Source organism: Burkholderia sp. FW306-1C-G01B (genome assembly GCF_058781685.1).
In genome coordinates this window covers 77,433-101,167 of the sequence record NZ_JBYSWZ010000020.1, presented here as the reverse complement: position 1 = coordinate 101,167, position 23,735 = coordinate 77,433, and the positions used below count along the sequence as shown (strand labels likewise).

The window sequence follows — 23,735 nt, the reverse complement described above, 5'->3', positions numbered from 1 at the left end:
CGCCGTTTGCGCATGGCCCGCGCGCGGTGCGCACGGGCGGTGCGTGAGCGTCAGATCTTGAGCTTCGTGACCTTCGTGCCGTTGATCGACACATCGCCCATCAGGCCCGCGTTCGTCAGCACGACGACCTGGACCGGTGCGGTGGCCGTGGTCGTGTCGATCGCGCCGTTCGCGCCCATCTTCACGAGCGCGACCGATGCGCCGGCGCCGGCTGCCCAGCCGTCCGAGCCGCGGAATTCGTCGAGCGCTTCCTGCGTCATGAACAGGAACACGATCGCCTTCGACTGCGCACCGGCCTGCAGGCCGACCGACAGCGACGACGTGTTGTAGTAGCCGACCGTGCTGCCGCCGACGCGCAGCGCGCCGTTGCCGGACTGGCCGCCGACGATGAGGCCGGCTTGCAGCACGTTCGGGAACACGAGCACGCCGCGCGATTTCGCGACGAGTTCACGCGAACCCTTGACCGTGGAATACAGGCGCGACAGCGTTGCGTCGACGCTCGAGTCGATTGCCTGACGCTTCGACGCGCTGGTCGCGGCGTTGTCCGGCTTGTCCGGGGTGGTGGTGCAACCGGTGAGCGCGAGGCTACCGACGATGAGCGCAGCGGCGGCTTTCAGCACAAGATTCCGTTTTTGCATCGTTCTTCTCCATCGGATGACGTTCGGAGTGAGTCTCGCTCAAGGAGCGGATCACGTCGGCAGTTATATCACAGTGGATTACAACCCCTTTTCGTTCGTGCGTGAAAGAGCGTCAAATCGGGGGGGCGGTGTCGCTGCGCGCCAACGGACCGATCGGATCGGCGCCCGCGCGCCGACGCGCCCCGCGCGGGTCGGCATGCGGGGAACAAGGGCGGCAGATCGGGCGGCGACGGCGCTTGCGGGCGGGTCAGTGCGTGACCGGCGGGACGGGCGGCTTGATCGGCGGGCGGCGCAGCGCGCGGCGGATCAGTGCAATCACGACGCCGCAGGCGAACAGGAATGCGGCCGGTACGACCCAGTAGCCGACGAACGCATGCCACAGATAGCCCGCGAGCGTAGTGCGGCGCACCACGTATTCGTCGCGGGCCGCCTGCTGGCGCGGCGCGTTGGCGGCGAGCACGTCGGCCGGGCAGCCGGCCGCGCGCGCCTCGTCAGGATCCCCGTGGCACTTCGCGGCGGCGCCGGCTGCCTGTTGCGCGTCGGTGAGCTGCCAGGTGGTCAGCGCGAGCTGCAGGTCCGCCTTGTTGTAGGCCATTTCCTCGCGGATCTCGCGCACGGCGACGATCGCGACGGGCACGGCCCAGAACACGATCACGATCAGCCAGCGGCGGAACCAGCGGTGTTGTCTCCATGCCATCCATGCCTCCAATTGGCGCGCGTGCGCGTCCGTCTCGAGGGCGGCCCGATGGCGCTTCTTGTACTTGGGTGGGCCGCGTTGCAGCCATCATAGAAGAAAACGCGGCGAATTGCCGCACCATGTGGCGGCGCCGGTACGGCGGGCCCGGAAAGCGGGACGGGTGGAGGTGGGCGGTCGAACGGCGGCGGCGGAACGCGTGCGGCAGGTCGAGGTGCGCGACACATGCGACACGTGCGGCAGGCGCTTCAGGCACGTACGCGTCGATGCGCATGCAACGAAAACAAAAATGCCGCGACCGCCGAAGCGGTGCGCGGCATTCGATACGGGAGCGCCGGAACTCAGGCGGCCGGCTGGCTGCTCAGGCAGCTCTTCATGAACGCCTTGCGGTCGTCGCCCTTCTTGCCGGTGGCCTGCGTGTTGCAGGCCTTCATCTTTTCCTGCTGCGTCATTGCCTTCGCGGGCTTCGCCGACAGGCAGTCCTTCATGAACGCCTTGCGTTCGTCGCCCGTCTTGCCTGCTGCCTGGGTGTTACAGGCCTTCATCTTGTCCTGCTGGCTGTTCGCCGCGAACGCGGGGGAAGCCAGCATGCCGCCGAGGAGCACTGCGGCTACGAGCGATTGGATTTTCATTTCGACACTCCCATGGGGTGAATTGCGTGTTATCGACGCCGTCACGAAGCACGTTGCGATGAGGATAGGGCCACATCGCACCGTGCGCTCCGATTATGGCAAATCAATGTGAAAAACACCGAAACGGCACTTCCTATAACGTTGCGGGCGCCGCGGCCGTTGACGACGCGCGCGACTGGACGATCGGGACAAACCATGATGCGCGGCGGCCGGCATCGGCCGTGGCGCCGGAACCTGCCGGATCCCGGCCGCGAGCCATTACAATCGCGGCCATGAATACTCCGAATCCCGCATCCCCCCCGTCCGCGGCGGCCCTGCCGCGCATCGCCGTGCTCGCCACCGGCGGCACGATCGCCGGAGCCGCGCCAGACGCGGCCAGCACGGCCGGTTACCAGGCCGGCGCGCTCGGCGTCGGTTTCCTGGTCGACGCGGTGCCGGCGCTCGCGTCGGTCGCGCGCATCGACGCCGAGCAGATCGCCAGCATCGACAGCAAGGATCTCGCACTGCCGCTGTGGAACACGCTCGCCGCGCGGATCGACGTGCTGATGGCCGATCCTGCGGTCGACGGCATCGTGATCACGCACGGCACCGACACGCTCGAGGAAACCGCGTATGCACTTCACCTGGTCGTGAAAGGCGACAAGCCGGTCGTGCTGACGGCCGCGATGCGGCCGGCGACCGCGCTGTCGTCCGACGGCCCGCTGAACCTGCTGAACGCGGTGACGGTGGCCGCGCATCCGGCCGCGCGCGGGCAGGGCGTGCTGATCGCGTTCAACAACCGGATCCACGGCGCGCGCGACGTCGTGAAGACGAGCACCTATGCGGTCGACGCATTCCAGTCGCCGGAACTCGGTGCGCTCGGCTGGGTGCAGGACGGCCGCGTCGAATTCGCGCGCCGCGTCACGCGCTCGCGCGATGCGCAACTGGCGATCGCCGCAACGTGGCCGCCCGTCGAAGTCGTCGCGAGCTACGCGGGCGTGACGCGCACGGCCGTCGATGCGCTGGTGGCGGCCGGCGTGCGCGGGCTCGTCGTGGCCGGCACCGGCAACGGGTCGATCCATGCGACGCTGCAGGCGGCGCTCGCCGATGCGGTGAGCGCGGGCGTTGCCGTGGTCCGCGCGTCGCGCGTCGGCTCGGGGCATGTGATGCGCAACGGCGCGGCCAACGACGATGCGCTCGGCTTCGTCAGCGCGGGCTCGCTGAATCCGTTCAAGGCGCGCGTGCTGCTGATGCTCGCGCTGGCGAACGGCATCAGCGCGCGCGACGAACTGCAGCGCGTATTCGATACGTTCTGACCGATGTCCGCCCGCCGCTCGCGCGGCGCGGCATCGCCAAAGAAAAAGGCAGGCCTGATGGCCTGCCTTTTCCGTTTTTCAATCCTGCACGGATGCTCAGGACTGCGGCGGAATCACGAGCTTCTGGCCCGGATAGATCTTGTCCGGGCTCGACAGCATCGGCTTGTTCGCCTCGAAGATCGCCGGGTACTTGTTCGCGTCGCCATACACTTCCTTGGCGATCGCCGACAGCGTGTCGCCCGGCTTCACGTCGTGGTACTGCACTTCCGGATCGTCCGGCTGCAGATCGTCGTCGTTGACGCCCGCGACGCCCTGCACGTTGCCGGCCGCGACCTTGACTTTGGCCTTCGTGTCGAGATCGGCGACGCTGCCCGACAGCGTGACGGTGCGCGATGCACCGTCGAACGCGACCGTCAGGTTCGACGTGTCGAGACCCTGCGTGCTGATGTAGTTCTTGATCGCATCGGCCGCGGTCTGGTTCGCGGCATTCGGATCTTCCGCCGCTTGCGCGTCGGCATGACCCAGCAGTTTTTCACCCGCCTCTTTGATAAACGAAAGAAGACCCATCGCTGCACTCCTTAGGTGGTTGAAAAGAAAACGCGCCGTGAAGTGGCGAAAAAAACACCGCGCTGGGCGCATTCATCGGAGTGAACGCAAGCGCGGCGGTTTTCTCGAAAGGCGTGGCGAAAGTGTAGGCGTTCAGCGCGACGATTGCATGAAAAATCGCACGCTCGAACGTAAAGAAATGTAATACGCGAAATCCGACAGGCGGACACCCGACGACGACGTCTGACCGACCAAGGCTTCCCCGGCGCCGCCGGGTGCCGCTGCGGACCCCACCACGCCGCTCTCAGCCCAGAGCGGCGTTTTTCGCCCCGTCGCGCATGCGGTTGGCGATGCGCGGCGGGGCGCCCCACCGTGATGCGCGCGTGCGTCGCGCACCGATGCGACCGGCCGCGGCCGGATCGCGCGTGTTCTTCGCGCGCGTCCGCCATTGCAGCGGAACCGCGCGTTTTTGCGTCCGCGTTACGCGGCCGGCGTCTGGCCGATCTCGAAGTTCGACATGATCTCGAGCGCGCGCACGAGTGCCGAGTGATCCCACGCCTTGCCGCCGTGCGATGCGCACACGCTGAACAGCTGCTGCGCGCTCGCGGTGTGCGGCAGGGCGAGGCCGAGCTTGCGTGCGCCGTCGAGCGCGAGGTTCAGGTCCTTCTGGTGCAGCTCGATGCGGAAGCCCGGATCGAACGTGCGCTTCGTCATCCGCGCGCCGTGCACTTCGAGGATGCGCGACGCGGCGAAGCCGCCCATCAGTGCCTGGCGAACGCGCTCCGGATCGGCGCCCGAGCGTGCGGCGAACAGCAGTGCTTCGCCGACGGCCTCGATGTTCAGCGCGACGATGATCTGGTTCGCGACCTTGCAGGTCTGGCCCGCGCCGTTGTCGCCGACGAGCGTGATGTTCTTGCCCATCTTCTCGAACAGCGGCTTCGCGCGCTCGAAGGCCTGTTCCGGGCCGCCGACCATGATCGTCAGCGTCGCTTCGCGTGCGCCGACTTCGCCGCCGGACACCGGCGCGTCGAGGTAGTCGCAGCCGAGCGCGTTGATCTGCTTCGCGAATTCCTGCGTGTCGAGCGGCGAGATCGAGCTCATGTCGATCACGAGCTTGCCGGCCGTCAGGCCTTTTGCGACGCCGTCGTCGGCGAACAGCACGTTACGCACGTCGGGCGTGTCCGGCACCATCGAGATGACGATGTCCGCATTCCGTGCGACTTCGGTCGAATTCGCGACGATCTTCGCGCTCGCGCGCAGGTCGTCCGGGATCGGGAACGCACCGTTCACGACGAGCTGATGATCGCCCTTGAGCAGGTTGCGCGCCATGTGCGCGCCCATGATGCCGAGGCCGATGAAACCGATGGTTGCCATGTGAAAGTCTCCTAGAGGGGCGAAAGCGGGAAGGGCGGATCTCAGGCGGCGCGGCGCGCCGAGCCCGGCGCGCAGCCGGCGACGCTTTGCAGCCAGCCGAGGCCTTCCGTCGTGGTGGTACGAGGCTTGTATTCGCAGCCGATGTGGCCGTTGTAGCCGAGCCGGTCGAGCAGTGCGAACAGGAACGCGTAGTTGATCTCGCCCGTGCCCGGCTCGTTGCGGCCCGGGTTGTCCGCGAGCTGGACGTGGCCGATCGATGCGAGGTTGCGTTCGATCGTCGCGGCCAGTTCGCCTTCCATGCGTTGCATGTGATAGATGTCGTACTGCAGGAACAGGTTGTCCGAGCCGACCGCGCGGATCACGTCGAGCCCTTCGGCCGAACGGTTCAGCGCGAAGCCCGGGATGTCGAAGCTGTTGCACGGCTCGACGAGCAGGCGGATGCCTTCGCGCTTCAGTGCGTCGGCCGCGAAGCGCAGGTTGTCGACGATCGTGACGAACGTCTTGTCGCGCGCCGTGCTGGCCGACGGGATGCCGACGAGGCAGTTCAGTTGCGGCACCTTCAGTGCCTTCGCGTACTCGATCGCACGGCCGACGCCTTCCTGGAACTCGCCGACGCGATCGGGCAGGCACGCGATGCCGCGCTCGCCCTGGTCCCAGTTGCCGGCGGGCAGGTTGTGCAGCACGGGGCGCAGGCGGTGCGTCTCGAGCCGCTCGGCGAGTTCCTCTTTCGCGTACGGATACGGGAACAGGAACTCGACGGCGTCGAAGCCCGCGTCCGCGGCCGCCTTGAAGCGGTCGAGGAACGGCACTTCGTTGAACAGCATGGTCAGGTTTGCAGCAAACTTCGGCATGAGCTAAGCCTCTTCGGTCGGTCAGTCAAGAATGTCCTGCGGATCAGTCGAGCATCGAGATTGCGGTCGGTGCGTGCTCGGCCTTTTCGGCGAGATCCTCGAATTCGTTGATCGCGTCGATTTCGGTGCCCATCGAGATGTTCGTCACGCGCTCGAGGATCACTTCGACGACCACCGGCACGCTGAACTCTTCCGCGAGCGATTGCGCCTGCCGCAGCGCCGGCTCGATCTCTTCCGGCTTGAACACGCGCAGCGCCTTGCAGCCGAGGCCTTCGGCAACGGCCACGTGATCGACGCCATAGCCGTTCAGTTCCGGTGCGTTCACGTTGTCGAACGCGAGCTGCACGCAGTAGTCCATGTCGAACGCACGCTGTGCCTGGCGGATCAGCCCGAGGTACGAGTTGTTCACGACGACGTGCACGTACGGCAGCTTGAATTGCGCGCCGGCCGCAAGTTCCTCGATCATGAACTGGAAGTCGTAGTCGCCGGACAGCGCGACGATCGGGCGGCTCGGGTCGGCCGCACGCACGCCGAGCGCGGCGGGGATCGTCCAGCCGAGCGGGCCGGCCTGGCCGCAGTTGATCCAGTTGCGTGCCTTGAACACGTGCAGGAACTGCGCGGCGGCGATCTGCGACAGGCCGATCGTGCTGACGTAGCACGTATCTCGGCCGAACACCTTGTTCATCTCTTCGTACACGCGCTGCGGCTTGACCGGCACGTTGTCGAAGTGCGTCTTGCGCTGCAGCGTGCGCTTGCGTTGCTGGCAATCCGCGACCCATGCGCTGCGGTCCTTCAGCTTGCCGGCGGCCTTCCATTCCTGCGCGACGGCGACGAACAGTTCCAGCGCGGCCTTGGCGTCCGACACGATGCCGAGATCCGGGCCGAACACGCGGCCGATCTGCGTCGGCTCGATGTCGACGTGCACGAACTTGCGGCCCTTCGTGTAGACCTCGACGCTGCCCGTGTGGCGGTTCGCCCAGCGGTTGCCGATGCCGAGCACGAAGTCGGACGCGAGCATCGTCGCGTTGCCGTAGCGGTGCGACGTCTGCAGGCCGACCATGCCGGCCATCAGCGGGTGGTCGTCCGGAATCGCGCCCCACGACATCAGCGTCGGGATCACCGGCACGCCGATCGTTTCGGCGAACTGGACGAGCAGGTCTTCGGCCGCTGCGTTGAGCACGCCGCCGCCCGACACGATCAGCGGCTTGTCCGCGTCGTTGAGCATCGCGAGCGCCTTCTCGATCTGTGCGCGGCTGGCCGCGGGCTTGTAGACCGGCAGCGGTTCGTACGTGTCGATGTCGAACTCGATTTCGGCGAGCTGCACGTCGATCGGCAGGTCGACCAGCACCGGGCCCGGACGGCCCGAGCGCATCAGGTGGAATGCCTGCTGGAACACGCGCGGCACGAGCGCCGGCTCGCGCACGGTGACGGCCCACTTGGTGACCGGCTTCGCGATCGACTCGATGTCGACGGCCTGGAAGTCTTCCTTGTACAGGCGTGCACGCGGTGCCTGGCCCGTGATCGCGAGGATCGGAATCGAGTCGGCCGATGCGGAGTAGAGGCCCGTGATCATGTCGGTGCCGGCGGGGCCCGACGTGCCGATGCACACGCCGATGTTGCCCGGCGCGGCACGCGTGAAGCCTTCGGCCATGTGCGAGGCGCCCTCGACGTGGCGGGCCAGCACGTGGCTGATGCCACCCGACTTGCGCATCGCGGAGTAGAACGGGTTGATGGCTGCGCCCGGCACGCCGAACGCGGTCTGGATGCCTTCCTTCTCGAGCACGAGCACTGCTGCGTCGACGGCTCTCATCTTGGCCATGAATGTCTCCTTGAATGTGGCGGATCTGCGAATCGGTCTGTTGGGAACACTTTAGGGATGCAGGAAAGGTTTGATAAGATCAGCCGAAGTCGCTTATTTCGAAACTAAAAGTATGGAATGACGGCCGGACGGGGCTTCCCGTCGGTGTCGCAACGGAGACGGCAGATGGATCGCTTCAAGCAGATCGAGACGTTCGTGCGGGTTGCCGACGCCGGCAGCCTCGCGGCGGCGGCGCTCGAGGAAGGCGTGTCGCCGGTGGTGCTCGGGCGGCGCATCGACGCGCTCGAAAAGCGCCTCGGCGTGAAGCTGATGTACCGCTCGACGCGGCGGCTGGTGGTCAGCGAGGAGGGCGCCGCGTTCCTCGAACGCTGCCGCGGGCTGCTGTCCGAGTGGGACCAGGCCGAGAACGAGCTGGCCGCCGGGCGGCGCGCGGTCAGCGGGCACCTGATCGTGTCCGCGCCGGCCGCGTTCGGGCGCAAGCACGTCGCGCCGCACGCGCCCGGCTTTCTGGCCGACAAACCCGAGATGCAGCTGTCGTTCAACCTGACCGACCGTGTCGTCGATCTCGTGCGCGAAGGCTACGACCTGTCGATCCGGATCGGTGGCGCCGTCGACCCGAACTTCGTCGCGGTGAAGCTCGCATCGAACCGGCGCGTCGTGTGCGGCACGCCCGACTATTTCCGCCGGCACGGCCGGCCGAAGTCGCTCGACGACCTGCTGAAGCACAACTGCCTCGCGTTCAACCTGCAGGGCGGGCAGAACCGCGGCTGGTATTTCCAGCGCCACGGCAAGATCGCGACGATGCGCGTCGCGGGCAATCTCGACTGCAACGACGGCGAGCTGCTGCACCGCTGGGTGGCCGAAGGCCTCGGGCTCGGCTGGCGCTCGACGTGGGAAATCGCCGCGCAGCTCGAAACGGGCGAGCTCGAGACCGTGCTCGACGAGTATGCACTGCCCGACTACGACATCCTTGCCGTCTACCCGCAACAGCGCTACGTGCCGGCACGCGTGCGCTATTTCATCGACTACCTGCGCGACGCGTACGCGCGCCCCGGCTACTGGAGCACCACGCCGTAACGGCGGCGGGCGGCACGGCATCCGGGGCGTCCGGCGTTTTTTTACGCTTCATGTGCGTTGCGCGGGAATAAACTCGACGCAACGACGGTAAGGTCATCGAGCGCGCACGTTGCCGGTCTGTCCGGGCGCCATGCGCGGAACGGGCGCGGTTTCGGCCGCCGGGACCAGGGAGGCCATGTGGGGCAAGCCGGACAGGCGGTCGATGAGCGGGCGGCGGACGACGCGGTAGCGCGCGGCGAGCGGTTTCGTACGCTCGTGCTGCCGCATCTCGACGCCGCGTACAACCTCGCGCGCTGGCTGAGCGGCAACGCCGGCGATGCGGACGACGTTGTCCAGGACGCGTGCATGCGGGCGCTGCGCTTCATCGATTCGTGTCGCGGCGACAACGCGCGGCCGTGGCTGCTGACGATCGTGCGCCACACCTGGTACACCGAATGGCGGCGCCGTACGCACGCGCACGAGGTCGCGCTGCCCGACACGCTCGACGACACCGACGTTCCCGACGACTGGCAACCGGCGACCGAGGATCCGCTCGCGCAACTGCTGCGCGGCGAGAACGTACGGCTCGTGAATGCGGCGCTTGCGAAGCTGCCGCCCGAATACCGCGAGGTGCTCGTGCTGCGCGAGATGGAGGACCTGAGTTACCGCGAGATCGCGGCGATCGCGGACGTGCCGGTCGGCACGGTGATGTCGCGGCTCGCGCGCGGCCGTCGCAGGCTCGCCGTGCTGCTGGGCGGCGACACCACGCCGGCGGCCAAAGGCAGGCCGGGCCATACGCCGGCAGGCGGAACCGCATCGGAGGCTATCGATGGACTGTAACGAAGCGCGAGCATTGCTGGACGCGGACGTCGACCGCGAGCTGTCGGCGCCCGATGCGTTGCGGGTCCAGCAGCATGTCGACGGGTGCGACGCGTGCCGCCGCGATCGCGCGCGGATCGTCACGCTGGTGCAGGCCGTGCGGCAGGCCGACTATCACCGCGCGCCGGATGCGCTGCGGGCGAGCATCCTTGCGAGCCTGCCGGCCGCCGGGGACGGGCGCGCCCGCGGGCAATCCCGGGCGGAACCCGAGCCCGAGCGGCGATCGCAGCCGCGGCCGCGCGGCCGTCGCTGGTTTTCCTGGCTGGGCGGCGGTGTATCGGCACGCCCGGCGCCGGCGGGCCCGGGGCCGCGCGTCGCCGCGCTGCCCGGGCTTGGCTGGGGCGTGGCGCTGCTGGTGGCGCTTGCCGCGGCGGCCGGGATGGCGCTGTCCGCGCGCCACGCCGACACCGACCGCACGGTCGATGAACTCGTCGCGAGCCACGTGCGGGCCGACCTGTCGGCGCGCGCCATCGACGTGATCTCGACCGACCGGCATACGGTCAAGCCATGGTTCAACGGCCGGCTCGACTATGCGCCGCCGGTCGAGGATCTCGCGGCGAGCGGCTTCGCACTGGTCGGCGGCCGGCTCGACTATGTCGGGCGGCGCCGCGTCGCGGTGCTCGTCTACCGTTACCGGCAGCACGTGATCGACGTCTACGTGCGGCCGGCCGGCGAAGGGCCGGCGGCCCCGTACGCGACCGTGTCGCAGGGCTATGCGCTCGACCGCTGGGACGCGGCCGGGATGACGTGGTGGGCGGTGACCGACGCGGAGCCGTCGGCCCTCGCGGCGTTCAGGACGGCGCTCGACGCGCGGCTCGCCGGCACGCACAGCGAGTGACGGCGCACCGGGCCGCGGCCCGGTGCGCTTCGCTTGTGTCCCGACCCCTATCGCAAAAAGGGCGACGGGCGGCCGATTACGCAGGCCCAGCCCTTCAAGTCTTTGAAAACACGGCCGAATCCGGTCGCGAATCGTTGATTGGCCTTGCATGCGCCCCGTATCCGGGTTAGAATCTTCGGCTTCTCACTTGCCACACCGGTTCAGACGCCCGGGTGGCTTTAATCCACAAGGAGTGTGTAATGCGTCATTACGAAATCGTATTCATCGTGCACCCCGATCAAAGCGAGCAAGTGCCCGCGATGATCGAGCGTTACAAGTCCACGATCACGTCGCACGGCGGTCAGATCCACCGCGTCGAAGACTGGGGCCGTCGCCAACTGGCCTACATGATCGAGAAACTCGCGAAGGCTCACTACGTCTGCATGAACATCGAGTGCGACCAGACGACGCTCGACGAACTCGAACACGCGTTCAAGTTCAACGACGCCGTGCTGCGCCACCTCATCGTCAAGATGAAGAAGGCCGAAACCGGCCCGTCGCCGATGATGAAGGAAGTTCAGCGCGAAGAAGCCAAGAAGGCGGCTGCAGCTCAGCCGACCGAAGCGCAGGCTTAAGTTCGTCATTCATTAAGCCATCAAGGAGCGCGCCACTCACGTGAACAGGTTGCAATTGACGGCGAGCGTCGTCGAACGCGCACCGGTGCGATATACGCCGGCAGGTGTTCCGATCGCAAGCGCCACATTGCATCACCGCACGGAAGTCGTCGAAGCAGGCATTCCCCGTCAGGTCGAAATGACGATCGAGGCGGTGGCGGCCGGTGAGGCGAGCGGCAGGCTGGAAAGCCGTGAAATGGGCGTCGAGACGCTGTTCACGGGCTTCCTGGCAAAGAAAAGCCGCAACGCGAGAACCTTGGTGTTTCACATCACTGCATTGCAGGACATTGGAAAGGACTGAAATCATGGCCCGCCCGACTGGTAAAAAATTCGACAAGCGTCGTCAGCAACAAAACCCGCTCTTCAAGCGCAAGAAGTTCTGCCGTTTCACGGCCGCCGGCGTCGATCAGATCGACTACAAGGACACGGAAACGCTGAAGGACTTCATCGGCGAAAACGGCAAGATCACGCCGGCTCGCCTGACGGGTACGAAGTCGCACTATCAGCGTCAGCTCGACACGGCAATCAAGCGTGCGCGTTTCCTCGCGCTGCTGCCGTACACCGATCAGCACAAGGCGTAACTCGGCGACGCCATAAGGAGAATTCGAATGCAAATCATTCTGTTGGAAAAAGTCGCCAATCTGGGTAACCTCGGCGACATCGTCAAGGTCAAGGACGGTTACGCTCGCAACTTCCTGATCCCGAACCGCAAGGCTCGCCGTGCAACGAAGGAAGCGATCGCCGAATTCGAAGTGCGCCGCGCTGAACTCGAAAAGATCGCCGCTGAAAAGCTGGCAGCGTCGCAGGCAGTCGGCGAGAAGCTGAACGGCCAGACGTTCGAAATCACGCAGAAGTCGGGCGTTGACGGCCGTCTGTTCGGCTCGGTCACGAACGGCGACGTCGCGGAACTGCTGAAGAAGGCAGGTTTCGAAGTCGAGAAGCTGCAAGTTCGCATGCCGGAAGGCCCGCTGAAGATGATCGGCGAGCACAACGTCCAGGTCGCGCTGCACACGGACGTCGTCGTCGACGTCACGGTCAACGTGATCGGCGACCACGCGTAAGCGTACGCAAGCTTTCCGGGCGGCCTCCGCTGTCCGGACAAGGGCAGGCGCCCGGGCAACCGGGGCCTGCCTTTTTTATTGCCGCATCACTGGCGGCCGGTATGGCGTCGTCCTGTGTAATTCGCGATAATCCCAACCCATGAACGCGCCGCAAGATCCTCAAATCGAATCGCTGAAAGTCCCGCCGCATTCGGTCGAAGCCGAACAGTCGGTGCTCGGCGGCCTGTTGCTCGACAACGCGGCCTGGGACCGGATTGCCGACTTCCTGTCGCAGGGCGATTTCTATCGCTACGACCACCGGATCATCTACGAGCACATCGGCCGGCTGATCGCGTCGACGCGCCCGGCCGACGTCGTCACCGTGTACGAAGCGCTGACCACGTCCGGCAAGGCCGACGACGTCGGCGGGCTCGCGTACCTGAACGCACTCGCGCAGAACACGCCGAGCGCGGCGAACATCCGCCGTTATGCGGAAATCGTGCGCGACCGTGCGGTGCTGCGCCGGCTCGTGTCGGTCGCCGACGAAATCTCGGCCGACGCGTTCAATCCGCAGGGCAAGGAAGTCCGCCAGCTGCTCGACGAAGCCGAGTCGAAGGTATTCTCGATCGCCGAAGAGGGCGCGCGCGGCAACCAGGGCTTCCTCGAGATCGGCCCGCTGCTCACGCAGGTCGTCGAGCGCATCGACACGCTTTACCACACCGCGAACCCGAGCGACGTTACCGGCACGCCGACGGGCTTCGTCGACCTCGACCGGATGACGTCCGGGATGCACGGCGGCGAACTGATCATCGTGGCGGGAAGACCGTCGATGGGTAAAACCGCATTTTCGATGAACATCGGCGAATACGTCGCGGTCGAGTATGGGCTGCCGGTCGCGGTGTTCTCGATGGAAATGCCGGGCACCCAGCTCGTGATGCGTATGCTCGGCTCGATCGGCCGGCTCGACCAGCATCGGATGCGTACGGGCCGCCTGACGGACGAGGATTGGCCGAAACTGACGCACGCGGTGCAGAAGATGAGCGAGGCGCAGCTTTTCATCGACGAGACGGGCGGCCTGAACCCGATGGAATTGCGCTCGCGCGCGCGGCGTCTCTCGCGGCAATGCGGCAAGCTCGGCCTGATCATCGTCGACTACCTGCAGCTGATGTCGGGTTCGTCGCAGGGCGAGAACCGTGCGACCGAAATCTCGGAAATCTCGCGATCGCTGAAGAGCCTCGCGAAGGAACTCGACGTGCCGGTGATCGCGCTGTCGCAGCTGAACCGCGGCCTCGAGCAGCGTCCGAACAAGCGTCCGGTGATGTCCGATTTGCGCGAATCGGGCGCAATCGAACAGGACGCGGACGTGATCCTGTTCATTTACCGCGACGAAGTTTACAACCCGGACAGCCCGGACAAGGGCACGGCCGAAATCATCATCGGCAAGCAGCGTAATGGCCCGATCGGTCCCGTTCGGCTCACGTTCCTGGGTCAATACACGAAGTTCGACAACTTTGCCGGGGCGCAGAACTTCTACGGCGAGTAGCGCCGGATGTAAACTCTTATTTCGCCAAGCGTTGTATCCAATCCCGGCGTGCGCATATGCGCGCGTCGCGGCGCGACCGAAAACGGTACAATGTCGCCCGTTTTCGTGACAGTAGTTTGACAATCTCTCAGGAATCCCATGTTCGGTCGATTCATGCCCACCGAGGGCAAGTTCTTTGAACTCTTCAACGCGCACGCGAAGCACATCGTTGCCGGCGGACGCGAACTCGAACTGCTGATCGACAATCTCGCCGACGCCGAGATTCACAAGCAAAACGTGCAGACGGCCGAGAAGGCCGCCGACAAGCTCACGCACGAAGCGATCGATCTGCTGCACAAGACTTTCATCACGCCGCTCGATCGCGACGAGATCCACAAGCTGATCACGACGATGGACGACATCCTCGACCTGATGGAAGACGTCGCGACGGCCGTGTCGCTGTACGACGTGCAGGCCGTCACGTCCGAGGCGAGCCAGCTCGCGCACATCGTCACGCAGTCGGCGCAGCACGTGCAGCAGGCGGTCGGGATGCTGTCCGACATGAAGCAGTCGGCGCAGATCCTCAAGCAGTGCGAGGAGATCGACCGCTGGGAGTCGGAGGCCGACCGCGTGCTGCGCGCCGCGATGTCGAAGCTGTTCCGCGAAGAAGACGACGTGAAGACGCTCATCAAGCTGAAGGCGATCTACGAGCTGCTCGAAGAGATCACCGACAAGTGCGAGGACGTCGCGAACATCATCGAAGGCATCGTGCTGGAAAACGCCTGAGCGGACCACGATGCATTCGATACAACTCGCCCTATGGATGGTCGCGACGCTGGTGCTCGTCGCGCTCGTATTCGACTTCATGAACGGCTTCCACGACGCGGCGAACTCGATCGCCACCGTCGTGTCCACCGGGGTGCTGAAACCCCAGCAGGCCGTGGTGTTCGCGGCAGCGTTCAACGTCATCGCGTATTTCATCTTCCACCTGAAAGTCGCGCAGACCGTCGGTAAAGGCACGATCGATCCCGAGATCGTCGACCACTACGTCGTGTTCGGCGCGCTGGTCGGCGCGATCGGCTGGAACGTGATCACCTGGTACTACGGGATTCCGTCGAGCTCGTCGCACGCGCTGATCGGCGGCCTCGTCGGCTCGGCACTCGCGAAGTCGGGCTGGAGCTCGCTGAACATCGACGGGCTGATGAAGACCGTCGCGTTCATCTTCATTTCGCCGCTGCTCGGCTTCATCCTCGGTTCGCTGTTCATGCTCGGCGTGTCGTGGCTGTATTTCCGTACCGCACCCAGCAAGGTCGACCGGCGGTTCCGCAGGCTCCAGCTGCTGTCGGCCGGCCTGTACAGCCTCGGCCACGGCGGCAACGACGCGCAGAAGACGATCGGCATCATCTGGATGCTGCTGATCGCGTCGGGCTATGCGTCGGCGACGTCCGCGGCGCCGCCCGCGTGGGTGATCGGCGCGTGCTACCTGTCGATGGGCCTCGGCACGCTGTTCGGCGGCTGGCGCATCGTGCGCACGATGGGCCAGAAGATCACGAAGCTCAAGCCGGTCGGCGGTTTCTGTGCCGAAAGCGGCGGGGCGATCACGCTGTTCATCGCGTCGTTCCTCGGCATCCCGGTCTCGACCACGCATACGATCACCGGCGCGATCGTCGGCGTCGGCGCGACGCAGAAGCTGTCGGCCGTGCGCTGGGGCGTTGCCGGCAACATCGTGTGGGCGTGGGTGCTGACGATTCCGGCATCCGCGTTGATCGCGGCCGGCGGATGGTGGCTCGGACACCGGATCTTCTGATCGCCGACGCTGCCGGATCGACATGAAATGCGCCGCAAGCCGAAAGGTTGCGGCGCATTTTCTTTGGAGGCGAGGAAGTTTGCGACGAACGACGGGGCCGCGGCGGATGCCGCCGGGGTTACCGTCGGCGTTTGAGCAGCGGGCTAGTAACTTCCGTTCGCGAACCGTGCAATCGGATCGTCCGCGGTGCCGGTGCGCGGGCTGACGGGCGCGGATTGCGTCGACGCACGCAGCACCTGCACGGGCTCGGTGCCGCGCGGCGACGTCGCGGCCGCTGCGGGCGGCGGTTCCGCATCGAATGCGGCCGCCTGGGCAGCCGTCAGTGCCGTCGTCGGAATCTGCGTGCCGACCTCGGCCGGGCCGGCCGGCGCTGCATTCGCCGTCATCGCGGTCAGGCCGCCATCGCCAATCGCCGATGTTGCCTGCTGCCGGGCTGCCTGCACGCGCGGCGGCGGTTCGTACGGATCGGCGGGCGCGGCCGCAGGCGCCACTGCCGCGGTCGTCACGGCCGGCATGACCGGAGGGGGCGACTGCGTCGCTCCGGCTTGCGACGACGCATAGGCAGGCTGCCGCGCCGCGGCGGCAGTCACGACAGGGGCGGGCGCAACCGCCGGCGGGTTGCGCGGCTCGTCGCGCTTCGCCTCGTAGGTCGGCGCGTCGAACGGCGCGGGCGTCGCGCGCGGCGGCGCAACGCGACGAATGCCGTCGAAACGCTTGGCCCAGTACGGGTTCGTCAGGTAGTCGAGCCGCACGGTGCCGCCCGTCGACGGCGCGTTGACGAAGCGCAGCTTGCCGACATAGATGCCGACGTGCGAATGCGGCCGCCCGGTCGTATTGAAGAAAATCAGGTCGCCCGGCGCGACCTGGTCGGGCTCGATCGACACGCCGCGGCCGCTCATGTCGGCGGTCGTGCGCGGCAGGTTCACGTCGGTCGCGCGGCCGATCACGTAGCGCACGAGCCCGCTGCAGTCGAAGCCGCTCGTCGGCGTATTGCCGCCCCAGCGATACGGGACGCCGACCAGGCTCATCGCCTGGATCGAGATTTCTTCCTGGCCGACGCTGTGATCGACGAATTTCGGGAAATTGGCGGGAGCCGGGAACGCGCGCGGCGTCGTGATCTTCATTCCCGGCTCGCGCGATGCCGACTGCGGCGGCACGCTGGAGCAGGCCGCAAGCAGCGAAACGACGGCGACGGGGACCCAGATTCGAAGCATGGCAAGGCGGGCGAGCGCGGCGCACTCGCGAATCGTATGACAACAGACAGACCCGATGGTAGACGCTCCGGCGGGGCTTAAGCAACCATTCTTGAGAATTTACTTGAAGTTTCGCGCGTAAATGGAGCTGTTGCGTGACGATGTGTTACCTGCGTTTTCGACCCCAAATAAAAACGGCGCTCCGGAAACGGAGCGCCGCGATGCGTCGAAAGCCGGCCGGAGAGGCCGGCCTGCCGCGTTACAGGATGTCCGACGCGTAGTCGGCGAGCCGCGAGCGTTCGCCGCGCGCGAGCGTCACGTGGCCGCTGTGGCCCCAGCCCTTGAAGCGGTCGACGACGTAGGTCAGGCCCGAACTGCCTTCGGTCAGGTAGGGCGTGTCGATCTGCGCGATGTTGCCGAGGCACACGATCTTCGTGCCGGGGCCCGCGCGCGTGACGAGCGTCTTCATCTGCTTCGGCGTCAGGTTCTGCGCCTCGTCGATGATCAGGTACTTGTCGACGAACGTGCGGCCGCGCATGAAGTTCATGCTCTTCACCTTCAGGCGCGAACGGATCAGTTCCTGCGTCGCGGCACGGCCCCATTCGCCGGCGGCATCGTCGGTCTTCTGCAGCACTTCGAGGTTGTCGTCGAATGCGCCCATCCACGGCTGCATCTTCTCTTCCTCGGTACCGGGCAGGAAACCGATGTCCTCGCCGACGGGCACGGTCGCGCGCGTCACGATGATCTCGTTGTAGCGCTTGTCGTCGAGCACCTGCGCGAGGCCGGCCGCGAGCGCGACGAGCGTCTTGCCGGTGCCGGCCTGGCCGAGCAGCGTGACGAAGTCGATCTCGGGGTTCATCAGCAGGTTCAGCGCGAAGTTCTGCTCGCGATTGCGCGCGGTGATGCCCCACACGTTGTTCTTGTGGTGGCTGTAGTCGCGCAGCGTCTGCAGCAGCGCCGTCTTGCCGTTCAGCTCGCGGACGATCGCGTGGAACGTCGGTTCGCCGTTCTGCGGCTCGAGATAGACGAACTCGTTGACGAGCATCGACGCGACGAGCGGGCCCGTCACGCGGTAGTACGTGGTGCCCGTCTTCGTGTCCTGCCAGCTCTCCATGCCCTTCGCGTGCTTGGTCCAGAAGTCCTGCGGCAGTTCGCGCACGCCGTTGTAGAGGAGATCCGAGTCCTCCAGCACCTGGTCGTTGAAGTAGTCTTCCGCCGGCAGGCCGAGCGCATGCGCCTTGATCCGCATGTTGATGTCTTTCGACACCAGCACGACCTGGCGGTCGGGCCGGTCGCGCTGCAGCGCGCGCACGACGCCGAGGATCTGGTTGTCGGCCTTGCCGGTGGGCAAGCCTTCGACGGGCGCGATGTCGGCGAGCTTCGTCTGGAAGTACAGGCGGCCGAGCGCCTCGCGGCTGCCGAGGCGCGACAGCGGGATGCCGGCCGTGATCGCGCCTGCATCGGCGACGAGCGCGTCGAGCGTGCGGCTAACCTGGCGTGCGTTGCGCGCGACTTCGGACATCCCCTTCTTGTGGTTGTCGAGTTCCTCGAGCGTCATCATCGGCAGATAGACGTCGTGTTCCTCGAAGCGGAAGAGGCTGCTCGGGTCGTGCATCAGCACGTTGGTGTCGAGCACGAACAGCTTCTGCAGTTCGGCGTCGGCGGGCTTGCGGCCGCGCGATTTCGTCGCCGCGCCGGCATCGCGCGCGGGAGCCGCGGCCGGCTTGTCGGCGGTCGGTTTGTCGTGGCGCGCGACGACCGGCGCCGCGGGGGCGGCGGGCGCCGGCATCGGCTGCAACAGTGCGGCCGTCTGCCTGGTCTTGCGGCCGCGGGCGGGTGCGCTCGCGGCATCTTGCGCCGAAGACGCGACGGCGCGCAGCGGCGCGGCCGTGTTCGCGGCTTCGATCATCGGTTGGGCCACGCTGGCCGGACCATAGTCACCGGCTGTGGATGCGTCCCCTTCGGCGGATTTCTTCGCGGCTTTCGCGGGCCGCGCTTTCGCCTTGTATTCGTCGGGCGGCAGAAGGCTGCCGAGCTTGCTGGGGGGAGTAGGCAAAGGCATGGTGTCCCTCGGGAGGAATCGTGTCGCAAGGCGTGCGCCGCTGATCGCATCCTGCGTGACGTAGACGCATGCAGTTTGCGCGCGGTGGCGCACAGGAATTTCGTCTAGCCGGTTCGCCTAAGTGTCGATCAGCTCCTTGACGGGGTGAGGGCCGGACCGAGGGCCGGCGCGCAATCCATAAAAAAAGCCGCTGCCCCGTCGACAGGGGCATGCGGCTCGGCTGATACCGTCGTGATGCGCGTCAGGTGCCGGGAAGCATCGCATCGAGCACCGGCGCAGCTACGAGAAATATGGGGCGAACTGGCATTCATTGCGGCCCAATATAACGCGCCTCAAAGCGCTTGTACAGCACTTAGCACGTCGTCCACATGACCCGGCACCTTGATGCCGCGCCATGCCTGACGGAGTACGCCGTCGGCGTCGATCAGGAACGTCGAGCGCTCGATTCCGCGCACTTCCTTGCCATACATCTTCTTCATCTTGATGACATCGAACAGCGCGCACAGCGCTTCGTCGGCATCGGAGATCAGCGGGAACGGCAGTTCGAGCTTTGCCTTGAAATTGTCATGCGAGCGCAGGCTGTCGCGCGACACGCCGATGACTTCCGCACCGGCTTTCTTGAACTTCGGATAGAGATCGCGGAACTGCAGCCCTTCGGTCGTGCAGCCCGGCGTGTTGTCCTTCGGATAGAAGTACAGCACGAGCTTCTTGCCCTTCAGGTCGGACAGCGAAATGTCGCCGCCCGTGGCCGGTGCGGTGAAATCGGGAACTTGACGGTCAACTTCGACAGACACGTGTTTCTCCTGTTGTTATGGAAAGGCGCCGCTGCGGCGCGGTTCGGCGGGGCGCCGCGGCAGCGCGCCGCAAGGGCGCGGCGGGCGACGCCGGCTCGCGTGCGAACTCAGTCGGGCTGGACGATCAGTTCGCCGGAGCGGCCGGGGATTTCGCCCCACGTGACAGGGTACGATGGCAGCGAGTCGCGGTCCAGCGTCGCGTGGTAGTCGCCCATCGTCGCAAACGTGTGGCCTTGCGCGCGCCAGCCGGCGAGCAGTTGCTCGAACACGGGCGCGAGCTTCTGGCCTTCCAGTTCCGCGTGCAGCGTGAACACCTGGTCGTGCGGATTGGTTTCGGTGAACCTGAGGATGTGCGCGGCGACGTTATGCGTGTCGACGCCGTCGATGCCGAGCACTTCGTCGAGCGTGGGCAGCGTCGTCGGCATCTGCACGTGCGACAGCGTGCGGCCGCCGACGACGGGCAGGTACGGCGAATGGCCGCGGCCGTCGGATGCGTAGCGCATCCCCCATGCGTCGATCTGCTCGAACGCGGAGTCGTTCATCTGCCAGCCGGCCGCGCCGTGCGTGACGGGCGGCGTGCCGAAGATCTCGATGAAGCGCGCATGGCTCTTCTGCATTTCACGCGCGGTCCAGTCGCGATCGCGCACGCGGACGTTGTCCTGCCAGTACACGTGATCCCACGTGTGGATCCCGCATTCGAAGCCGGCCTCGTGGATCGCGCGCATGTTGGAGATCGCACGGCGGCCGATGTCGGGGCCCGGCAGCAGCACGCCGTACATCAGCTGCTTCACGCCGTAGTGCTCGACCACCGACGTGCGCGACACTTTCTTCAGGAAGCCGGGGCGGAACACGCGCCGCAGCGCCCAGCCCGTGTGATCGGGCCCGAGGCTGAAGAGGAAGGTCGCGCGCGCGTTGAAGCGGTCGAAGATGCGCGCGAGGTTCGGCACGCCTTCGCGCGTGCCGCGCAGCGTGTCGACGTCGATCTTGAGGACGATGCGAGCCAAGCGAGCGTCCCGGTCAGCCTTGCTGTTCGACGAGCGCGCGCGCGTCGGCGACGTGGCCGCGATACGCTTCGAAGATGTTGCGCAGCGCGTCGTCGAACGTCGCTTGCGGCGCCCAGCCGAGTTCCTGCATCGTGTTGTCGATCTTCGGCACGCGGTTCTGCACGTCCTGGTAGCCGTTGCCGTAGTAGGCGCCGGACGTCGTTTCGACGAGCTTCACCTGCTTGGCCGAATCGGCGTACTCGGGGAATTCCGCCGCCAGTTCGAGCATCTTGTGCGCGAGCTCGCGAACCGAGAAGTTGTTCTTCGGATTCCCGATGTTGTAGATCTTGCCCGATGCGACGCCGTTCTTGTTCTCGATGATCTTCATTAGCGCGCTGATGCCGTCGCCGATGTCGGTGAACGCGCGCTTCTGCGAGCCGCCGTCGACGAGGCTGATGTTCTCGCCGCGCACGATGTGGCCGAGGAACTGCGTGACGACGCGCGAGCTGCCTTCCTTCGGCGTGTAGATCGAGTCGAGGCCCGGGCCGATCCAGTTGAACGGGCGGAACAGCGTGAAGTTCAGGCCTTCCATCCCGTAGCCCCAGATCACGCGGTCCATCAGCTGCTTCGAGCACGCGTAGATCCAGCGCGGCTTGTTGATCGGGCCGTAGGTGAGGGCCGATGCGTCCGGGTCGAACTGCTCGTCCGAGCACATGCCGTAGACCTCGGAGGTCGACGGGAACACGAGGTGCTTGCCGTACTTGACGGCCGAACGCACGATCGGCAGGTTCGCCTCGAAGTCGAGCTCGAACACGCGCAGCGGCTGCTGGACGTAGGTGGCGGGCGTCGCGATCGCGACGAGCGGCAGGATCACGTCGCACTTCTTCACGTGATACTCGACCCACTCCTTGTTGATCGTGATGTCGCCTTCGAAGAAATGCATCCGCTCGTGGTTGACGAGGTCGCCAAGCCGATCGGTCTGCATGTCCATGCCGAACACTTCCCAATCGGTGGTTTCAAGAATGCGCTTCGACAGGTGATGGCCGATGAAGCCGTTCACACCCAGGATCAGGACTTTTTTTGCTTTCATGAATGACGGGAAGAATGAATGAACTGCGCGAATTCCGCGGGCGTCACGACGGTTTCGCTGCCGTCGCGCTGCTGCCACAGCTCGAGAATGGATAGGGCGCGGCTGTCGCCGCAGACGCCGAATAGCGCATTATCGCTTACGTGCAGGCCGGGCGGCAAATCTGCCGCGGCGGCCGCTGCCGCGCTGCCGGGCGCCGCGAGGCGCGCGCGCGCGATCACGAAACGCGTGCCGCCGACGTCCGTGAACGCGCCCGGATACGGCGGCGCGACCGCGCGCACCAGGTTGTAGACCTGCGCTGCCGGCTTCGACCAGTCGACGCGGCCGTCCTCGGGCTTGCGCCCGCCGAAGTAGCTGCCGGTCGCGAGATCGTTCGGCAGGTGCGCCGCCTCGCCCGCGAGCAGCGCGGGCAGCACGCGCCAGAGCGTCTGCTCGGCGGCCACCGTGACCTTGTCGAACACCTGCGTGGCCGTGTCGTCCGGCAGGATCGGCACCGCGGTCTGGCCGATGATCGCGCCCGCGTCGGGCTTCGCGGCCATTTCGTGCAGCGTCGCGCCGGTTTCGGTCTCGCCGTTCAGCACGGCCCAGTTGGTCGGTACCCGACCCCGGTATTTCGGCAGCAGCGAACCGTGCATGTTGTACGCGCCGCGCGGCGCGATCGCGAGCAGGTCCACCGGCAGCATGTGCCGATAGTAGAACGAGAAGATGAAATCCGGCTGCGCGTCCGATACCGCGCGGCGCAGCGCCGGATCGGCGGGATCGGCCGGCGTGACGACCGGAATGCCGTGCTCGGCCGCGACGGACGCGACGCTGCCGAACCAGATGTTCTCGTTCGGGTTGTCCTCGTGCGTGACGACGAGCGCAACGTCGACGCCGCGCGCGAGCAGCACCTGCAGGCACCGCACGCCGACGTTGTGATACGCGAAGACGACCGCGCGCGGCTTCATTGCGCGGCTCCCGCGCGGTTCTCGCCGGCCGGCACCGCCGGCATGCCGTCGTGCTGCTCGAGCACGGCCTGGATCAGGTAGCGCGGCCGTGCGCGCACCTGCTGGTAGATGCGGCCGACGTATTCGCCGAGCAGGCCGAGCGCGAAGATGATCACGCCGAGCAGGAAGAACGTGATCGCGAACAGCGTGAACACGCCTTGCACTTCCGCGCCGACGATGAAGCGCCGCACGAGCAGCAGCACGAACAGCGCGGCGGAGCCGAGCGACAGGATCACGCCGATGAACGACAGCCACTGCAGCGGCACGACCGAGAAGCCCGTCACGAGGTCGAAGTTCAGCCGGATCAGGCTGTACAGCGAGTACTTCGACTCGCCCGCGAAGCGCTCCTCGTGCGCGACCTCGATTTCGGTCGGCTTCTGCGCGAACGTATAGGCAAGCGCCGGGATGAACGTGTTGACTTCGCCGCACACGTTGATCGTGTCGATGATGCGGCGGCTGTACGCGCGCAGCATGCAGCCCTGGTCGGTCATCTTGATGCGCGTGATGCGCTCGCGCAGCCGGTTCATCATCTGCGACGCCTTGCGTCGCCACAGGCTGTCCTGGCGCTGCTTGCGGATCGAGCCGACGTAGTCGTAGCCCTCGCGCATCTTCGCGATCAGCTTGCCGATTTCCTCGGGCGGGTTCTGCAGGTCGGCGTCGAGCGTGATGACGATCTCGCCGCGCGACTGCGCGAAGCCCGCGAGGATCGCCATGTGCTGGCCGTAGTTGCCGTTGAGCAGCACGACGCGAGTCGTGTCGGGGCGCACGTGGAACTGGTCGGCGAGCATCGCGGCCGAGCGGTCGCGGCTGCCGTCGTTGATCAGGATCACTTCGTATGACGTGTCGAGTGCGTCGAGCGCCGGATACAGCCGCGCGAACAGCGCGGCGAGGCCGTCTTCCTCGTTGTACACGGGGATGATGACCGATACTTCCGGTTGCCCGGCGCCCGGATGCCCGGCGCGTGCTTCTAGGTGACTCATGTACGC

The 23,735-nt window shown here is 66.2% G+C and carries 25 protein-coding genes and 1 pseudogene; 12 read left to right on the top strand and 14 right to left on the bottom strand.

All coding sequences use genetic code 11. The features are described 5' to 3' along the window. Positions 1 to 50 precede the first annotated feature (50 nt). From AC3WLY_RS31465 to AC3WLY_RS31455, 3 genes are all read right to left on the bottom strand, one after another. A complete protein-coding gene (locus AC3WLY_RS31465; RefSeq protein ID WP_072437184.1) occupies positions 51 to 638 on the bottom strand; it encodes a BPSL1445 family SYLF domain-containing lipoprotein in 588 nt (195 codons plus the stop codon). Between the two features lie 247 nt (positions 639 to 885). Then, on the bottom strand, positions 886 to 1,335 hold the full coding sequence (locus AC3WLY_RS31460) for a hypothetical protein (protein WP_072437185.1): 450 nt from the start codon (positions 1,333 to 1,335) through the stop codon (positions 886 to 888). Positions 1,336 to 1,673: 338 nt separating this feature from the next. Next, complete coding sequence (locus tag AC3WLY_RS31455; RefSeq protein ID WP_034181226.1) at positions 1,674 to 1,964, bottom strand: PsiF family protein; 291 nt, start codon at positions 1,962 to 1,964, stop codon at positions 1,674 to 1,676. 272 nt (positions 1,965 to 2,236) lie between these two features. Between AC3WLY_RS31455 and AC3WLY_RS31450 the strand changes: the two genes are divergently transcribed. Continuing rightward, entirely contained in the window at positions 2,237 to 3,259 is a 1,023-nt protein-coding gene (locus tag AC3WLY_RS31450) for an asparaginase (protein ID WP_492308756.1), read from the top strand. 96 nt (positions 3,260 to 3,355) lie between these two features. Here the strand turns inward: AC3WLY_RS31450 and lysM are convergent, their stop codons facing one another. From lysM to gcl, 4 genes are all read right to left on the bottom strand, one after another. Then, positions 3,356 to 3,826, bottom strand: coding sequence for a peptidoglycan-binding protein LysM (lysM, locus tag AC3WLY_RS31445; RefSeq protein ID WP_047900890.1), 471 nt, complete (start codon positions 3,824 to 3,826; stop codon positions 3,356 to 3,358). 459 nt (positions 3,827 to 4,285) lie between these two features. Continuing rightward, the gene (locus tag AC3WLY_RS31440) at positions 4,286 to 5,179 is read right to left on the bottom strand and encodes a 2-hydroxy-3-oxopropionate reductase (protein ID WP_175960958.1); all 894 of its coding nucleotides are present in this window, start codon (positions 5,177 to 5,179) and stop codon (positions 4,286 to 4,288) included. 41 nt (positions 5,180 to 5,220) lie between these two features. Further along, complete coding sequence (hyi, locus tag AC3WLY_RS31435) at positions 5,221 to 6,030, bottom strand: hydroxypyruvate isomerase (protein WP_492308755.1); 810 nt, start codon at positions 6,028 to 6,030, stop codon at positions 5,221 to 5,223. Positions 6,031 to 6,073: 43 nt separating this feature from the next. Continuing rightward, positions 6,074 to 7,849, bottom strand: a complete 1,776-nt coding sequence (gcl, locus tag AC3WLY_RS31430) for a glyoxylate carboligase (protein ID WP_072437189.1) — start codon at positions 7,847 to 7,849, stop codon at positions 6,074 to 6,076. 165 nt (positions 7,850 to 8,014) lie between these two features. Between gcl and AC3WLY_RS31425 the strand changes: the two genes are divergently transcribed. The 10 genes from AC3WLY_RS31425 to AC3WLY_RS31380 all read left to right on the top strand — a co-directional run bounded on the left by AC3WLY_RS31425 (position 8,015) and on the right by AC3WLY_RS31380 (position 15,644). After that, complete coding sequence (locus AC3WLY_RS31425; RefSeq protein ID WP_034181231.1) at positions 8,015 to 8,926, top strand: LysR family transcriptional regulator; 912 nt, start codon at positions 8,015 to 8,017, stop codon at positions 8,924 to 8,926. Between the two features lie 177 nt (positions 8,927 to 9,103). Continuing rightward, positions 9,104 to 9,745: an RNA polymerase sigma factor gene (locus tag AC3WLY_RS31420; RefSeq protein ID WP_175960955.1), complete on the top strand. Its 642-nt coding sequence runs from the start codon at positions 9,104 to 9,106 to the stop codon at positions 9,743 to 9,745. Beyond that, the gene (locus AC3WLY_RS31415) at positions 9,735 to 10,622 is read left to right on the top strand and encodes a zf-HC2 domain-containing protein (protein ID WP_310141285.1); all 888 of its coding nucleotides are present in this window, start codon (positions 9,735 to 9,737) and stop codon (positions 10,620 to 10,622) included. Before AC3WLY_RS31420 ends, AC3WLY_RS31415 begins: the two co-directional genes overlap by 11 nt. A gap of 239 nt (positions 10,623 to 10,861) precedes the next feature. Continuing rightward, on the top strand, positions 10,862 to 11,236 hold the full coding sequence (gene rpsF, locus AC3WLY_RS31410; protein WP_004193673.1) for a 30S ribosomal protein S6: 375 nt from the start codon (positions 10,862 to 10,864) through the stop codon (positions 11,234 to 11,236). A 40-nt stretch (positions 11,237 to 11,276) separates the two neighbouring features. Further along, positions 11,277 to 11,576 (top strand): primosomal replication protein N, encoded by a 300-nt coding sequence (gene priB, locus AC3WLY_RS31405; RefSeq protein ID WP_011657069.1) that lies wholly within the window; start codon positions 11,277 to 11,279, stop codon positions 11,574 to 11,576. Positions 11,577 to 11,580: 4 nt separating this feature from the next. Continuing rightward, positions 11,581 to 11,856 carry a 30S ribosomal protein S18 gene (gene rpsR, locus AC3WLY_RS31400; protein ID WP_034181234.1) on the top strand — a complete coding sequence of 92 codons (276 nt, stop codon included), beginning with the start codon at positions 11,581 to 11,583 and terminating at the stop codon, positions 11,854 to 11,856. Positions 11,857 to 11,883: 27 nt separating this feature from the next. Continuing rightward, a complete protein-coding gene (gene rplI, locus AC3WLY_RS31395; RefSeq protein ID WP_096471102.1) occupies positions 11,884 to 12,336 on the top strand; it encodes a 50S ribosomal protein L9 in 453 nt (150 codons plus the stop codon). Between the two features lie 139 nt (positions 12,337 to 12,475). Further along, complete coding sequence (locus AC3WLY_RS31390; protein WP_175960953.1) at positions 12,476 to 13,858, top strand: replicative DNA helicase; 1,383 nt, start codon at positions 12,476 to 12,478, stop codon at positions 13,856 to 13,858. 138 nt (positions 13,859 to 13,996) lie between these two features. Next, positions 13,997 to 14,623, top strand: coding sequence for a DUF47 domain-containing protein (locus AC3WLY_RS31385; RefSeq protein WP_034181237.1), 627 nt, complete (start codon positions 13,997 to 13,999; stop codon positions 14,621 to 14,623). A 10-nt stretch (positions 14,624 to 14,633) separates the two neighbouring features. Beyond that, positions 14,634 to 15,644, top strand: a complete 1,011-nt coding sequence (locus AC3WLY_RS31380) for an inorganic phosphate transporter (protein WP_111016862.1) — start codon at positions 14,634 to 14,636, stop codon at positions 15,642 to 15,644. A gap of 143 nt (positions 15,645 to 15,787) precedes the next feature. On the opposite strand, the gene AC3WLY_RS31375 is transcribed toward AC3WLY_RS31380, so the two are convergent. Both AC3WLY_RS31375 and AC3WLY_RS31370 read right to left on the bottom strand, forming a co-directional pair. Beyond that, positions 15,788 to 16,858, bottom strand: coding sequence for a C40 family peptidase (locus tag AC3WLY_RS31375; protein WP_492308754.1), 1,071 nt, complete (start codon positions 16,856 to 16,858; stop codon positions 15,788 to 15,790). A gap of 238 nt (positions 16,859 to 17,096) precedes the next feature. After that, positions 17,097 to 18,899 carry a PhoH family protein gene (locus AC3WLY_RS31370; RefSeq protein ID WP_492308753.1) on the bottom strand — a complete coding sequence of 601 codons (1,803 nt, stop codon included), beginning with the start codon at positions 18,897 to 18,899 and terminating at the stop codon, positions 17,097 to 17,099. On the opposite strand from AC3WLY_RS31370, the pseudogene AC3WLY_RS31365 reads away from it, so the two are divergent. Further along, positions 18,795 to 19,039 (top strand): annotated as a pseudogene (locus tag AC3WLY_RS31365) (hypothetical protein); the annotation flags it as partial. The gene AC3WLY_RS31370 and the pseudogene AC3WLY_RS31365 sit on opposite strands and share 105 nt — an antisense overlap. 192 nt (positions 19,040 to 19,231) lie before the next feature. Here AC3WLY_RS31365 and AC3WLY_RS31360 read toward each other — a convergent pair. The 5 genes from AC3WLY_RS31360 to AC3WLY_RS31340 form a co-directional block, all read right to left on the bottom strand. After that, a complete protein-coding gene (locus AC3WLY_RS31360; RefSeq protein ID WP_006756046.1) occupies positions 19,232 to 19,693 on the bottom strand; it encodes a peroxiredoxin in 462 nt (153 codons plus the stop codon). A gap of 107 nt (positions 19,694 to 19,800) precedes the next feature. After that, positions 19,801 to 20,697, bottom strand: coding sequence for a polysaccharide deacetylase family protein (locus tag AC3WLY_RS31355; RefSeq protein WP_310141307.1), 897 nt, complete (start codon positions 20,695 to 20,697; stop codon positions 19,801 to 19,803). Positions 20,698 to 20,710: 13 nt separating this feature from the next. Next, complete coding sequence (locus AC3WLY_RS31350; RefSeq protein ID WP_051983717.1) at positions 20,711 to 21,766, bottom strand: bifunctional UDP-4-keto-pentose/UDP-xylose synthase; 1,056 nt, start codon at positions 21,764 to 21,766, stop codon at positions 20,711 to 20,713. Then, a complete protein-coding gene (locus AC3WLY_RS31345) occupies positions 21,763 to 22,710 on the bottom strand; it encodes a formyltransferase (RefSeq protein WP_034181242.1) in 948 nt (315 codons plus the stop codon). Before AC3WLY_RS31345 ends, AC3WLY_RS31350 begins: the two co-directional genes overlap by 4 nt. Further along, a complete protein-coding gene (locus tag AC3WLY_RS31340; protein WP_072437199.1) occupies positions 22,707 to 23,729 on the bottom strand; it encodes a glycosyltransferase in 1,023 nt (340 codons plus the stop codon). Before AC3WLY_RS31340 ends, AC3WLY_RS31345 begins: the two co-directional genes overlap by 4 nt. Between the last annotated feature and the right edge of the window lie 6 nt (positions 23,730 to 23,735).